The following is a 14168-nucleotide window of genomic DNA, read 5'->3' as shown; positions in this document are numbered from 1 at the left end:
AAATTTCATTTCCAACTACAGAAAATTTTTCCTTAAATTCTTTAAAATTCATGCTTGAAGATTATTAAGAGATTTAATAAACTTTTATAAAAAAACAAAATGGGTAAATTAACATGGCTAAAAAATTAATCGTTACAGTTATTATATTATCTATACTAATAATATCTGGATGTGCAAAAACGGAAATTTCTCAGAAAAAAGAGCCGTTATTAAAAATCTTGGAAGAAAATAAAATTAATATTCCTTTACAAAAAATTCTTAAGGACATCTATACCACATTGAACTACTCTTGGAAAATGACAAAATCCGATGAAGGGGCTACTTTATCAACTCCTTCTGAATTACCAAGAATTGCCATAAAATCTCTTGAATTAAAAACTTTTGGATCTTTTACACCTCTTGTTGAAGGAGAAAAAATATTTTTGGCAGATAGAGGTGGAAAGGTTTATGCAATAAATGATTACACAGGAGAAATAATATGGGGAGTAGAAGTATATGATGATAGAACTAACTTAGGACCAAAATGGAAGGCATTAGGACTTTTCAGATTTGTAGAAGCATATGGGTTAGGTAAATATCTTTATGTTGGAACCTCATCCTCTCCCTCTGGAGAAAAGAGCGGTTTCCTTATTGCTTTTGATAAAAACACAGGGAAAATTATCTGGAAGACACCTTTAGAGGCAGAAGATAAAACAACATCAGATCTATCCGTATCTTCAAACCTTCTTGTAGTAAATGAAAAAATATTATTAGGTTCTTCAGGACCAGAAGGATATGTTTTTTGTTTCAATGATAGTGGAAAATTGTTATGGAAAGATAAAATAGGTGGAATTGTGAGAGGTCTTGCCTACGGCGATGGGGTAGTCTATGCAGTTTCAGAGCCAAAAACAGAAATATACGCCTTTGATATAGAAACCGGCAAAAAAATTTGGACTTATAAACATGAGAATATGGTAGGAACTCCTATTTATAAGAACAGCAAATTAATCCTTATTGACTCCTCGGGAAATCTAATAATTTTATCATCTGAAGGAAAATTATTATTGAAAAAATTTTTAGGTTTAGGAGGAGATGTTAATAGTAATTCTTATTTAGCTTGTGGAGATTATATCTATACCCCCAGAACCTTAGGAGAGAGACCATTACATCTTTATGTTATTGACTTTAATGGAAATATTATTGGGAAATTTAAGTTAGAAGAAAATGAGAATGCAGGAGCCCCAGTTATCTCAAGAAAGATGGTTTTATTGCCAGTAGTGGGAAAAGATTATTCTAAAATTTACTTCTTATGGAATGGAATACACAAAATTGATGAATATAAGTTTAAATGTGAGGAAACATACATGCCAAAATTATGTGTTGCATATGGGAAAATATATACAATATTTAATTATGACAGAGCAAATCGCATATTAATAAAATTTGAGGACAAAGAAAAGCCAGAAATTTTAAAAGTAGAAGAAATAAAACAAAATGGAAATATTGAAATTAAAGTTTTAGCAAAAGACAATCAAAGTGGAATAAACAGAGTTTTAGTTTTTTATAAGAAGGACTCAGATTGGAACTACAAAGAGATGGAACTTGCAAGAAAATATTTTATAGAACCTATAGGAGGATACGGTTTTAATGAGGAAGAATATAAGGCAAAAATTCCAGATGTAGAATATTTAATTATTGTAATAGATAATATAGGAAACTTTACTATTTATCAAAAATAAGATTAATTGTTAAGTAACATATTCGCCTATATCTTTTATTTTTATTTTTTCGAAAAGAAAACCTTAAGAAAATATATTCCAGGGTTTATTAAATAAAATAAAAGAATTTGTCATCTCTAAAATTAGACCCTACTGATCTTTTTTGACTCCTTTCTTTCATTGCCCTCAAAACCTTTCTTTAAATTTATCTGCAAAAAAGAAAAAAACATGAAATATAATTAACATACTCCAATACTCAAAAATAATTATACTCCCCAAATACCAATATAAACCTCATAAAAAGCACTTCCACGTGTCTATACAACACAGGAGCTTACAGTACCATACGAGCAATTAGAAGGCCTTGCACTAACAAACATACTCGCAGAAGATAGAACATGAGCACTTACAGATATAACTTTACCAGTGCTATAATCATAATAAAAACTACCAAGAAGAGTTAATGTCCTACTAAACATCCAATATCCTGCATTATTACGATATTCCTTATAATCATATAAACTACCATATCTCATCCCTGAAGAAACATTATATTAGTAATATTTTTTAGCTTTGGTTTATAACTTTTCCATTTAATGAAATTATTATTTTCTTTTCTTTTCCTAAAACTTTTGCAGCATAATATGGGATATGATTATGCATGTCTTATCTCTCATAAACTTCTCTATATATTCATAAATCTTTCTCTCAACTGTCATATCAACTTCCGATGTGGCTTCATCAAGTATTAAAACATGTGGCTTCTTTAGTACAGCCCTTAAAAAGGCTATTATTTTCTTTTGTCCACCTGATATCTTTGCTCCTCTCTCTCCTATTATCGTGTTAAGCCCATCTTTAAATCCTTCCATAAAAATATCATAAAGCTCTGCTGTCTTTAAAAGATTAATGATTTCTTCATCCTTCACTTGTGGTATCGCATAGGCTACATTGTTTCTCACAGTTTCGTTAAATAAAAATACATTTTGAGAAACAATACCAATTTTTTCTCTAAGAGATGACAGTTTTATGTCCTTTATATCTATTCCGTCTATTATAATTTCTCCCTCTAAAGGGTCATACATCCCTAAAAGTAACTTTATTAAGGTACTTTTTCCAGATCCATTGGGTCCTAAAATCACTACCTTCTCCCCTGGTTTTATGTGTAAATCTATCCCTTCTAAAACTCTCCTCTCTCCATCGTAAGAAAAAGAAATATTCTTAAATTGTATGTCTCCTATTAAATTTTTAAGCTCTATATCCCCTTCCTTCTCTCTCTCCGCTTCTAATATCTCTGATACTCTTTGAAGAGAAACAAAAGCTGGATACAAAGATAAACTAAATGTAGCCATACTTTGAATTGGACCATAAAGCTTTTGCAGGTATCCTACAAAAGCTAAATAGCTTCCAATCGTAAAAGAACCCTTTATTATATCCATCCCTCCTACCCATAAAATTAAAAGACCACCTAAAGCGATAATAACAAAATTTAACTCACCAAAAATGGTAAAAAATATACTTTGTAATAAATTCTTCCTGGCAAGACCTTTAAATTCCTTTTTTACCTCTTCAGCTTCCCTTTCCTCAGTCCCAAATAGCCTCACAACCTCTACTCCTGAAACTCTTTCTTGTATCTTTCCCATAACATTTGCTGATCCCTCAAGAACATCCTTTGTCGCTAATACTAATCCCATAGAAAATACCTTTATAACTAAATAATAAGCTGGAAGTATGGAGATTGCATAAAAAGTTAATTTTAAATTAAGATACATTAACATTAAAAGGGCAAATATAAACTCAAAAAATCTTATCATCTGATTTATCACTGTAGATGAAAAGAAAAGACCAAGACCTTACACGGTTTTCACTCTCTTATTTACACTATTTCGTGTAAAAAATATTTTTGATAAATTTTTAGGGATAAATGAAAATTTATGAAAAGGGATATAAATATAGTTTTTATATTTAAGATAAAGACTATACTGGGGAAAATGAAAAATTGGAAAGTCATGTTGATGAATATAAAATTTTATAGCAAAAAGGATTAAAAAGAGTAGCTTTTAGAAGGGGGAGTGAAAAATGGAAGTTATAGTTAAAAATCAAGAGATTAATTCTGTGAGTAGGTGGTGTGTATTTTTATGTGGAGCAGGATGCGGAGGTGGATGTGCAATAGGTTGTATGGGAGATACTCCAGGAATACCAATTGCTGATGTTATTGCTTCGCTAAGAGTTAGTTATTTTTCTTATAATTTAGCACAAAGATTTTAGGGATTGTTTGTTTAAATACCACTGTATAATAACACGAAAGGAGGGTCCTTATGGAAATAATTAAAAGCAATACAGAAAAAGGATTTTGGAGATGCTTTGTAATATGTATGAGTGTTTGTGGGGTAGGATGTGCATTAGTGTTTATTAGATTCTGCATCACCAGTTTCTGATTTAGTAGTGTCCCAAAGAGCATCTCAAACAGGGACTACTGTTGGAGCTACTTCAAAGTAGTTTTAAAGAGTTTAATAAAACAGGGGAAAGGGATAATGGATTCACTGAGGTTTATTGAGTTTTCTACAGAGAATTGTGAGTATATTTATGATGATGTATTGGGAATCATTTTTCCTAAAGATAAGTACGAACATTTAGTAAAGGAATTAAATAATTATTTAGGTAATTGTCTTGACAATGGAGATTCGAAATATAAATATTTCGAAGAGTACTATGGTAAAAATGATATTTTTATAATTGAAGAAATAAAAGATTTTCTAAAACGAGATGGTTTTAGACAACTAATTTTAAATGTAACTGATGACTGTAACATGAAATGTAGATATTGTTATTATCATTCTGGATTTTATGATTATGCCCCTGTAGTAGAACATAGATCTATGAATATTGGGATTGCAATTAGAGCTGTTGATTTTTTTAAATAATATTGAAATTTACAGAAGGTATAATCCTTTCAGAAAGCCAGCAATAACTTTTTATGGTGGAGAACCGTTGTTAGAATTTGAGTTGATAAAAAAATATAATAGAATATATTAAAAGTAAATATCATAATGTCGATGTCTTATATAATATGACTACAAATGGTATTTTGTTAAAAAAAGATATTGTGAAATTCATGGTAGAAAATAATGTTAATATAGCTGTTAGTCTTGATGGATATAAAGAGAATCATGACAGAAATAGAGTTTTTGTAAATGGAGATGGAACCTTTGATATAATAATGGCTAATTTATCGGAAATACGGGAAAACTATCCTAATTATTTTTATAATAATCTTTCTATTTTAGTTTGCTATGATTGGAAAACAGATTTATTTAAAATGGAAGAATTTTTTACGATTCATAAGAATGAATTACCTCCCCTTGGAAGAATTTCATTAGTATCTCCCTTTTTTACCAATTATTACGTTAGAAATTTTAGCAAAGGAGATTTTGAATCATATAAGAAACAATTAAGTGGGATCAAGAAAAAATACTTTAATCTAATAATAGATAGAAAAATATCACCATTTTTAGAAATATTTATAGGTAGTAGTTATAGACAATTATTACTAATTGAAAAAATTACAAGATCAAGGCCTGTATTCTATTATACACATCAACATGTATACCTGGTTCCAAATTGTGTGTAGATGTGAATGGAGAGTTTCATGTTTGTGAAAAAGTTAATTATAGTTTTCCAATAGGTGATGTATATAGGGGGATAGATTATAACAGTATTGTAAAGATGTTAAGGGAGTATAAAAAATGTATAATGGATAGTTGTAAAAATTGTCCTATAACCCGTTTATGTTCTATGTGTTTTGCTACTTTTATGAAAGATAGAACTTTTGATAAAGACCCTCCAGAAATTTGTGATAGATTGATTGACGAAGTAAAAAAAGAGTTGTCAGAATTATATAAGATTTTAGAGGAAAACCCAAGTTTCAATGTTGTTCTAAGTAATTTAAATAAGAAGCATTGGAAGAATATGTTTACTTTTATAGATTGTGAGTTGTAATTATGATTAATAATTACTATTTGAAGCTAAAACCAGAAATACATTATGTTAAGGGAATAAGAAAAGGAACTTTATATGATCTTATCAAGGGTAGGTTAATAAGTCTTGACGAAAAAAAGAGTAAATTTATCGAGTTACTTGAAAAGAATTATAGTTTATCAAAAATAATAGAAATGGGAAATTTTGCTGAATCTGAAGTTGTTAATTTATTAGATTTCCTTTTTAGGGAAGATATAATAATAAAATGTGATAGTAAAACATACATAGACAAATATACTTATGGATTTCCTAAATTTTTGTTGGGCCAACCTTTGTTAAAAGTTCCTACGTTAGCCACAGCATATATTGAAGTATGCAATATTTGTAATTTAGAATGTTATTTTTGTAATGCTCCTAAATACTATGGATGTTTAGCTTGTACCAAATCAAATACTGATGACAATGTTTTAAAAGATAATATCTTTGAAATATTGTCATATTTAAATGATTTAAATTGTAAAAATATCGTTCTATTTGGTGGTAACCCTTTCTTGGATATAGAAAGCTTAAAAAATATTTGCCTTTTACTTATGAAATTTAATTTCCCAAAAATTATTGTATTGACAAATGGTTTTGAATTAAATAATAAGGAGGTTATTGATCTGATAAGATATTATAATTTACATATTTTCATTACTATTTTTTATCCTTTTAATATTTATGAAAGACTCTCAAAAGGTAAATATAGATTTAGAGAACTATTAAAGAATATATTGAAATTAGATGAAACAGGAATAAATTACAATATAAGTTTAGTTTTGACTAAGAGTGTAAACGTTTCTGACATATTAGAACAATTAAAAGAAGATTTTGCAAGAAAAGATATCAATGCAATTCCTATATACTGTTATGATTTTTCATTGAGTAAAGATTTATTAAATCCTCCTTCAATTGCCGAATATGAATTAATGAAAATTTATAATCCATGTTTATATGGTAAAATAACTATAACTTACGATTGTAAATATCTTTTATGTCCTCTAATTAAAGACTATGTTTTGGGAAATATCAAAAATAAAGAGCTAATTGATATTTTAGAGGATTTAGAAAAATATTATAAAATCACAAAAGATAAAATAGAACCTTGCAAATACTGTGAATTTAGATATGCATGTTTGGATTGTAGGGCATATGAAGTTTTGAGAGGGAACTCATTATATAAGACAAATTATTGCAATTATAATCCTTTATTAGGAGAATGGAGGTAGTTGGAAATGCATAATTATGTTGTCTACTGTGAAGGTTTAACCAAAAAATATAAAAGTAAGAATAGTGAAGTATTAGCTCTTAGCAGGGTTAGTTTTCACATAAAAGAAGGAGAGATATTTGGATATATAGGGCCAAATGGTGCAGGAAAAACTACTACTGTAAAGATACTTTTAGGACTGCTAAATTATGAAGGGGTAGCTAAGCTTTTTGGAACAGAGGTTGTTAATTTAGGGAAGCAAAAAGTAAAGATAGGTTTTATGTTGGAAGAGAGAGGATTATATGATTGGTTTACTGGCTATGATATGTTAGAATTTTATGCTCTTCTTTATGATATTCCAAAGTGTATAAGGATAAAAAAAATAAAAGAAGTATTAGAGATAGTGGGTTTATCAGATAAGGCAAAAGATAAAATTAATACTTATTCTTTGGGTATGAGACAGCGATTATGTTTTGCAAGAGCTTTATTGAATGATCCTTATGTGCTTATCTTAGATGAACCTACCTTGGGTTTAGATGTTGATTATCAGAAATTGATAAAGTCTTATATTAAAGATTTAGCAAAAGAAAAAGGAGTTACTATATTTATTACATCCCATAATCTATATGATATATCTCAGCTTTGCGATAAGATCGCTATTATAAACAAGGGTAAAATTGTAGCATATGGTTCCTATGAAGAAATGCAAGATATATTTGGTAAAAAAGAGGTGTTGTTAAGGATAGATAAAAGATTGAATGAGGTAGAGAGAGATTTGAAAAATTTAGATTTTATTGTAGATCTAAAAGAGAGTAATGGTGGTATAAGAATATCTATTTCTAATAAAGAAAAAATACCTATATTAATAAATTTTCTAACAGAGAAAGGTATTAAGATTTTTGGTATAGAAGAGGTAAAAACTCCTTTAGAAGATATATATTTAGCCTTAACAAAGGAGGAATGATATGAAAGCTATATTATATAAAAATTTGAAGAATGGAATTTTTAGGAGATCATTTATATTAGCCTTAATGCCCTTTGCACTATTAATACCAATTTTAATTGAAGATAAGTATTCTATCTTATTCTCTCCCGAATTTAAAAACATGGCTATAGTTCTATGGGAGAAAATGATTTTTTATATACCATTTTTGTTTGCAATATCTTTTGGTAGCTATCTAATATGGGCAAATATATTTTCAGATTATTATTCTAAAAATATCTCAGTTTTTTTGGCAACCCCATTAAGACCTATAGAGTGGTGGTTAGGAGAGGTTTTATCTATATCTATTATAGTTTACTTAGGAAGTTTAATTAGTAGTTGTTTACAATATATTTTATTTTTGATTAATGGGGTTTCTCTATCTATTAACATCTTTACAGTTATATACTTTACCATCATAGTTCCTGTGTTTATATTAGGAATTAATTCATTTATGGGTTGTTTAAGTATAATGTTTGGGGGTTTTCTATTCATGAGATCCATAATATCTTACTTGTTTATTATTCCAATGACTTTCTTTTTATGGTTTTTAAATAATTATGTATTCAATTTTGAGAACCTTAATAATGCTAAGTTGAGTTTTATACCTCAGATGAGTCTAATTTTCTTTATTGTGGGAGTAATTCTTATTGTCATTTCATATATGCTTATAAGAAAAATAGATAATGAGAAGATAGTAACTAAAACAGTCTAAAAATAAGCAGTGAGAACTGAAATATTACCTTTTTTTATCTTTGGTTATCTTGTAGTAATTTCTGCGATATTACACATAGGAAGGACCATTTTTTCAGGGATATCAAGTTATTATTTTGCAAAGGTAAGCCAAGAAGTATTAACAAGTCTAAAGAGTGATTTATTTAGAAAGATTTTAAAGCTACCTTTTAGATTTTATGATGAGGCTCAGACAGGATATATATTGGCAAGAATAGGAGAAGTGGAAAATGAATAGAAAGATCCCTATCGTAGTAGACATAATCTCTAAATATGGTTCTTTTTCCTTGCCTTTTCTTTATTTTTTCCTTGAACATGAGAAAATAACATCTCCTTGTAAATATTATCTCCTTACCCTTAAACATATCTGGAATGGAAAATACCAAAAAGCTCTCTCTACAGTAGAAAGGGGATTAACCCTCTGCAAGAATAATAAAACTCTCTATTTCCTTCTTCTATCTCAAAAACTTCTTATCTTAAAAAAAACTAGCAAAAATAAAGAGGCAGATAATTTGTTTTTAAATCTTAAAAGAAATTTTACCAAAATCCCTAAGCATGCAAGAAAAATTGTTGCTACAACTCTTCTTAATTACTTTGCTTCATATATTCCTTACTCTAAGTTCTCTAAATTCCGTATCTTTGGAAAAATATATGAAGAAGATAATTCTGCAAAAACCTTTATTCTTATGGGAAAAGCAAAGGTGGAAATTAAAAAGAATAATCTTAGAAAAGGTGTAACTTTATATCTCGAAGCTTACAAAATTGCAAATCTAATACCTCATCCTACAGGCATCATTAATACTTTAAATGATTCTTCATGGTATCTTAAAGATTTACATCCTAAAATCTCTTCATATCTTTCCAATAAACTTGCCTATTTCCTTGGATTTTACAAAGAAGATTTACACAGATTTTTATATGTCCTCGATACAATATTTAAAGTACAATACAGAAATTCAGACCTTAATATTTTTGAAACCTCTGATATTCTCGTATCTCTTGAAAAATCTTTAAATAAGCTATACCTCTCTGATGACAAATTAAAATATTATAAAGGTACCATTGAGAGTGCTAAAAATTTTAAATTCTCTTCTAATAATCCATCTTACAATAAATATCAACTTTTTAATACAGCTCTTTTACAAGACTTATTTAAAACTAAATCAGAAAGAATAAAAAGCTCTACTATAAGAAAATTTCTTAAAAATAAGGACTACAATATGATTGACTTTGAAAATTCTTTTCCTATAATCCTTGAATATAAAAAGTTAAAAATAGATGAAGATTTTTACAATATATATAACCTTTTCTATGAACTTTCAGATGAAACTAAAATTATTTTGTTCATCTCATCCTTTATGTCACTTTTTAATAGAAAGAAAATTTTTCCATATCTTACCAAAAATGTTTTAATACTCTTTGAACTTTTTTCAAAAAGTTGGAAAAACTTCTTCTCAGAATTTAAAAATAAATGGGAAATTAAAAGATTTATCTCTTTTATGGGAAAAGACATTCATCCTTTCCTCTTAGCAAGAAGAACCCTTGCTGAAAGTTTCCTTAATAACCTTTCTCCCAAAAATAGAAGTAAATTTATTAATTTCTACTTATCCCTCCCTGAGAAAGATAGAGAAATTATTGATATCTTTGTAAGAAATTATGTTAGATACAATAGAAAATGGGAATTGGATATTCCACTAATATCAAATGGTTTGAATAACTTCATCGAAACTTATAAACTACAGAAAATTCCTTCCTTTCTCTCTTTCTTTTCTTTTGATAAAAAGAAAAGAAAAAAATTTCAAAAAATAATTATTAAGATGAACAAAATTAGCAATTTTTGTTGATTAACTCCACTTTAATTATTCTCCCCTTCTCAAGATAAACCACTTTATCAATTATTTCCCAAGGTATCTCTCTATGGGATATGATTATGCATGTCTTATCTCTCATAAACTTCTCTATATATTCATAAATCTTTCTCTCAACTGTCATATCAACTTCCGATGTGGCTTCATCAAGTATTAAAACATGTGGCTTCTTTAGTACAGCCCTTAAAAAGGCTATTATTTTCTTTTGTCCACCTGATATCTTTGCTCCTCTCTCTCCTATTATCGTGTTAAGCCCATCTTTAAATCCTTCCATAAAAATATCATAAAGCTCTGCTGTCTTTAAAAGATTAATGATTTCTTCATCCTTCACTTGTGGTATCGCATAGGCTACATTGTTTCTCACAGTTTCGTTAAATAAAAATACATTTTGAGAAACAATACCAATTTTTTCTCTAAGAGATGACAGTTTTATGTCCTTTATATCTATTCCGTCTATTATAATTTCTCCCTCTAAAGGGTCATACATCCCTAAAAGTAACTTTATTAAGGTACTTTTTCCAGATCCATTGGGTCCTAAAATCACTACCTTCTCCCCTGGTTTTATGTGTAAATCTATCCCTTCTAAAACTCTCCTCTCTCCATCGTAAGAAAAAGAAATATTCTTAAATTGTATGTCTCCTATTAAATTTTTAAGCTCTATATCCCCTTCCTTCTCTCTCTCCGCTTCTAATATCTCTGATACTCTTTGAAGAGAAACAAAAGCTGGATACAAAGATAAACTAAATGTAGCCATACTTTGAATTGGACCATAAAGCTTTTGCAGGTATCCTACAAAAGCTAAATAGCTTCCAATCGTAAAAGAACCCTTTATTATATCCATCCCTCCTACCCATAAAATTAAAAGACCACCTAAAGCGATAATAACAAAATTTAACTCACCAAAAATGGTAAAAAATATACTTTGTAATAAATTCTTCCTGGCAAGACCTTTAAATTCCTTTTTTACCTCTTCAGCTTCCCTTTCCTCAGTCCCAAATAGCCTCACAACCTCTACTCCTGAAACTCTTTCTTGTATCTTTCCCATAACATTTGCTGATCCCTCAAGAACATCCTTTGTCGCTGATACTAATCCCATAGAAAATACCTTTATAACTAAATAATAAGCTGGAAGTATGGAGATTGCATAAAAAGTTAATTTTAAATTAAGATACATTAACATTAAAAGGGCAAATATAAACTCAAAAAATCTTATCATCTGATTTATCACCGTAGATGAAAAGAAAAGACCAAGACCTTCCACTTCTCCTATTCTTGCCAATATATATCCTGTCTGAGCCTCATCATAAAATCTAAAAGGTAGTTTTAAAACCTTTCTAAATAAATCACTCTTTAGACTTGTTAATACTTCTTGGCTTACCTTTGCAAAATAATAACTTGATATCCCTGAAAAAATGGTCCTTCCTATGTGTAATATCGCAGAAATTACTACAAGATAACCAAAAAATCTAATATCTTTATTTCCTAAGAATACATTGTCAAAAATAATTTTAGAAATATATGGAATGGGAGTCGCAATTAAAGATGTAATTAAAAGAAACAAACTTGCAATAATAAAAGTTCTTATATGCTCCTTAATGTATGGAAAAAGGATCTTAAGCTTTGAGTAATTTATCTTTTCCTGAGATAAAAAAGGAATATCTGAATCCTTTTTATTCATCATTACACCCCTCTTACATTGATACTAACACAATTAATGTGTACTTATTTATGAATATTATACCAAGAAATATATGACTTTTAGATTTTATATGGGTGAAAAAGATTACTTTTATTACTTATAAAGATATAGTTCATTACAAAAAATAAAATTAAGATTACGATTATGTTAAAGAAATTTAACAGATTTTTCTGCAGAAATAACTACGATACTCCCTTAAAAACATAATTATCTTTCCAGCATCTTTCATTACTCTTCTTGCTTCTTTTATCACCTCATTTGGATTTTCTGCAAAACAAATAGTAATGATTAAAAATATATAACCAAATTTCTAATCAGAAAAGGTTAAACTCTCCCCCCTCCCCACAAAAGCTTTATTTCCTTCCTTTTTTCAATACTTAGCATATTTTCAGATGGGTCTATCCCATATTTATACTCAAGAATTCTGCAAATCTTCCTGTTCCAACTCCTATTTCAAACCCTTTTTTTGCCTTCTGCAATAACCTTCTTTAAAACTTCTATCTCCAAAAGGAAGAATCACTTATTATCTTTATACCATATATAACTACTTGGATAGAAGTATCTTATTTATCGCTTCTTGAGCAGCCATAACCACATGGTACACAGTGGGAGCACAAGTTAAATATGGATGAGTTGCCATCTGTAGCGTCTCAAGTTCAGAGGCTGTCATTCTTTGCTGAATAGCAACACCTATCAGATTAGTTAACTCAGCAAAAGATTTTCCGCCAGCCACTTGTCCACCTAAAATTATTCCAGAATGTTTTGAAAAGATAAGCTTAACCTTCGTTTTATTAACACCAGGAAGTGTTCCTGGATGCTTATCGATACCATCCACCGAACCTACCACCACCTCAAATCCCTCTCTTTTGGCACTGCTCTCAGTAAGTCCAGCAGAAGCTAATACTAAGCCATCTATATAAGTTGAATAAACAGCAATAGTACCTTTATTTTCCCTTATCAATTTTATTTGATATAAATTAGCTCCTGCTATCCTTGCCTCTGCAGTAGCAGTTGAAGCAAGCATCACAGGTGTATTTCTACGGGTATAGAAGTCTCTTTTTAAAGCACAATCACCTATGGCAAAAACATCAGGATCTGAAGTTCTCATATATTCATCTACCCAGATAGCTCCATTATTTATAGTCTCTAAGCCCATCTCTTTTGCTAATGTGGAGTTAGGTCGTGCACCTATTCCAAGAATTACAACATCTACCTCAATCTCTCTTTCATCTTCAAGTTTTACCTTTCTTACTTTTTCATCACCAAGAAATTCAATCACCTTAGCATTAGTAAGAACATTTACCCTCTTGGACTTTAATTTTTCCTCAGCTAATATTGAAAATTCTTCATCAAAGGATTGAGCTAAAAGATGTGGGAGTAATTCAACCAAATATACATTAATTCCTTCTAATTTAGATATCTCATCAGCTATTTCCACACCTATAAATCCACCACCAACTATAAGTACATTCTTTGCTTTTCTTACCTCTTCAACTACTACTTTTAGATAGTCTAAATCTTTATAAATAGGAAATATATTTTTCTTCTCAATACCAGGAATTTTTGGAGTAATAGGAAGAGACCCTGTAGCAAGCACTAATTTTTCATAATAATATTTATCACCATTTTTTGTCTCCACATATTTCCCTTCTCTATCAGCCTTTACTACCTCATCTACAATTACTTCTATTCCAGCATTTTCAAGAGATGTAAACCCCATTTTATTATCTTCTGGATTTTTCAAACTATAAAACATATAGGGAATACCGCATGGAACTACACTGTTCTTAACATTTTTTATAATTTTAATCTGCTTATCAGGATAGTATTTTTTAGCAGTAGAAGCACATACAATACCTGCAGGACCACCACCAATTATTAATACATCTGTTCTTTTTTCCATAACTTTAACCTCCATCCCATATTATTTTTTAAATAGTTTACCATAAATATAATTATTTGCTAAATA

14 protein-coding genes are annotated in these 14168 nt (G+C 29.2%); 10 read left to right on the top strand and 4 right to left on the bottom strand.

Going from position 1 to position 14168, the window contains the following annotated elements; genetic code table 11:
• The first annotated feature begins 113 nt into the window (after positions 1-113).
• On the top strand, positions 114-1718 hold the full coding sequence (locus tag ACY3JJ_RS02975) for a PQQ-binding-like beta-propeller repeat protein (RefSeq protein ID WP_463092310.1): 1605 nt from the start codon (positions 114-116) through the stop codon (positions 1716-1718).
• A gap of 296 nt (positions 1719-2014) precedes the next feature.
• Here the strand turns inward: ACY3JJ_RS02975 and ACY3JJ_RS02970 are convergent, their stop codons facing one another.
• On the bottom strand, positions 2015-2233 hold the full coding sequence (locus tag ACY3JJ_RS02970; protein ID WP_463092309.1) for a hypothetical protein: 219 nt from the start codon (positions 2231-2233) through the stop codon (positions 2015-2017).
• Between the two features lie 87 nt (positions 2234-2320).
• The gene (locus ACY3JJ_RS02965) at positions 2321-3472 is read right to left on the bottom strand and encodes an ABC transporter ATP-binding protein (protein ID WP_463092308.1); all 1152 of its coding nucleotides are present in this window, start codon (positions 3470-3472) and stop codon (positions 2321-2323) included.
• Between the two features lie 301 nt (positions 3473-3773).
• On the opposite strand from ACY3JJ_RS02965, the gene ACY3JJ_RS02960 reads away from it, so the two are divergent.
• The 9 genes from ACY3JJ_RS02960 (at position 3774) to ACY3JJ_RS02920 (ending at position 10476) form a co-directional block, all read left to right on the top strand.
• The gene (locus tag ACY3JJ_RS02960; RefSeq protein ID WP_463092307.1) at positions 3774-3962 is read left to right on the top strand and encodes a hypothetical protein; all 189 of its coding nucleotides are present in this window, start codon (positions 3774-3776) and stop codon (positions 3960-3962) included.
• Between the two features lie 266 nt (positions 3963-4228).
• Entirely contained in the window at positions 4229-4618 is a 390-nt protein-coding gene (locus tag ACY3JJ_RS02955) for a hypothetical protein (protein WP_463092306.1), read from the top strand.
• 182 nt (positions 4619-4800) lie between these two features.
• Positions 4801-5325 (top strand): hypothetical protein, encoded by a 525-nt coding sequence (locus tag ACY3JJ_RS02950; RefSeq protein WP_463092305.1) that lies wholly within the window; start codon positions 4801-4803, stop codon positions 5323-5325.
• Complete coding sequence (locus ACY3JJ_RS02945; RefSeq protein WP_463092304.1) at positions 5316-5693, top strand: hypothetical protein; 378 nt, start codon at positions 5316-5318, stop codon at positions 5691-5693. Before ACY3JJ_RS02950 ends, ACY3JJ_RS02945 begins: the two co-directional genes overlap by 10 nt.
• 2 nt (positions 5694-5695) lie before the next feature.
• Positions 5696-6940 (top strand): radical SAM protein, encoded by a 1245-nt coding sequence (locus tag ACY3JJ_RS02940; protein ID WP_463092303.1) that lies wholly within the window; start codon positions 5696-5698, stop codon positions 6938-6940.
• A 6-nt stretch (positions 6941-6946) separates the two neighbouring features.
• Positions 6947-7882 carry an ABC transporter ATP-binding protein gene (locus tag ACY3JJ_RS02935; RefSeq protein ID WP_463092302.1) on the top strand — a complete coding sequence of 312 codons (936 nt, stop codon included), beginning with the start codon at positions 6947-6949 and terminating at the stop codon, positions 7880-7882.
• Position 7883: 1 nt separating this feature from the next.
• On the top strand, positions 7884-8615 hold the full coding sequence (locus ACY3JJ_RS02930; RefSeq protein ID WP_463092301.1) for a hypothetical protein: 732 nt from the start codon (positions 7884-7886) through the stop codon (positions 8613-8615).
• Between the two features lie 9 nt (positions 8616-8624).
• Positions 8625-8870: an ABC transporter transmembrane domain-containing protein gene (locus tag ACY3JJ_RS02925; RefSeq protein WP_463092300.1), complete on the top strand. Its 246-nt coding sequence runs from the start codon at positions 8625-8627 to the stop codon at positions 8868-8870.
• Positions 8863-10476, top strand: a complete 1614-nt coding sequence (locus ACY3JJ_RS02920) for a hypothetical protein (RefSeq protein ID WP_463092299.1) — start codon at positions 8863-8865, stop codon at positions 10474-10476. The genes ACY3JJ_RS02925 and ACY3JJ_RS02920 overlap by 8 nt, the downstream gene beginning before the upstream one ends.
• On the opposite strand, the gene ACY3JJ_RS02915 is transcribed toward ACY3JJ_RS02920, so the two are convergent.
• Positions 10460-12181 (bottom strand): ABC transporter ATP-binding protein, encoded by a 1722-nt coding sequence (locus tag ACY3JJ_RS02915; RefSeq protein WP_463092298.1) that lies wholly within the window; start codon positions 12179-12181, stop codon positions 10460-10462. The two genes, ACY3JJ_RS02920 and ACY3JJ_RS02915, sit on opposite strands and share 17 nt — an antisense overlap.
• Positions 12182-12743: 562 nt before the next feature.
• On the bottom strand, positions 12744-14102 hold the full coding sequence (locus ACY3JJ_RS02910; protein ID WP_463092297.1) for an FAD-dependent oxidoreductase: 1359 nt from the start codon (positions 14100-14102) through the stop codon (positions 12744-12746).
• Positions 14103-14168: the final 66 nt, after the last annotated feature.

Source organism: Dictyoglomus sp. DH (assembly GCF_055181375.1).
This window is presented reverse-complemented; position numbering and strand designations above follow the sequence as displayed.

Excerpts from the sequence above, each read along its gene's own strand:
- ACY3JJ_RS02940 (WP_463092303.1), top strand. The coding sequence starts at position 5,696 with ATGATTAATAATTACTATTTGAAGCTAAAACCAGAAATACATTATGTT.
- ACY3JJ_RS02915 (WP_463092298.1), bottom strand. The coding sequence starts at position 12,181 with ATGATGAATAAAAAGGATTCAGATATTCCTTTTTTATCTCAGGAAAAG.
- ACY3JJ_RS02970 (WP_463092309.1), bottom strand. The coding sequence starts at position 2,233 with ATGAGATATGGTAGTTTATATGATTATAAGGAATATCGTAATAATGCA.
- ACY3JJ_RS02965 (WP_463092308.1), bottom strand. The coding sequence starts at position 3,472 with ATGTTAATGTATCTTAATTTAAAATTAACTTTTTATGCAATCTCCATA.
- ACY3JJ_RS02910 (WP_463092297.1), bottom strand. The coding sequence starts at position 14,102 with ATGGAAAAAAGAACAGATGTATTAATAATTGGTGGTGGTCCTGCAGGT.
- ACY3JJ_RS02920 (WP_463092299.1), top strand. The coding sequence starts at position 8,863 with ATGAATAGAAAGATCCCTATCGTAGTAGACATAATCTCTAAATATGGT.
- ACY3JJ_RS02930 (WP_463092301.1), top strand. The coding sequence starts at position 7,884 with ATGAAAGCTATATTATATAAAAATTTGAAGAATGGAATTTTTAGGAGA.
- ACY3JJ_RS02935 (WP_463092302.1), top strand. The coding sequence starts at position 6,947 with ATGCATAATTATGTTGTCTACTGTGAAGGTTTAACCAAAAAATATAAA.
- ACY3JJ_RS02975 (WP_463092310.1), top strand. The coding sequence starts at position 114 with ATGGCTAAAAAATTAATCGTTACAGTTATTATATTATCTATACTAATA.
- ACY3JJ_RS02955 (WP_463092306.1), top strand. The coding sequence starts at position 4,229 with ATGGATTCACTGAGGTTTATTGAGTTTTCTACAGAGAATTGTGAGTAT.
- ACY3JJ_RS02960 (WP_463092307.1), top strand. The coding sequence starts at position 3,774 with ATGGAAGTTATAGTTAAAAATCAAGAGATTAATTCTGTGAGTAGGTGG.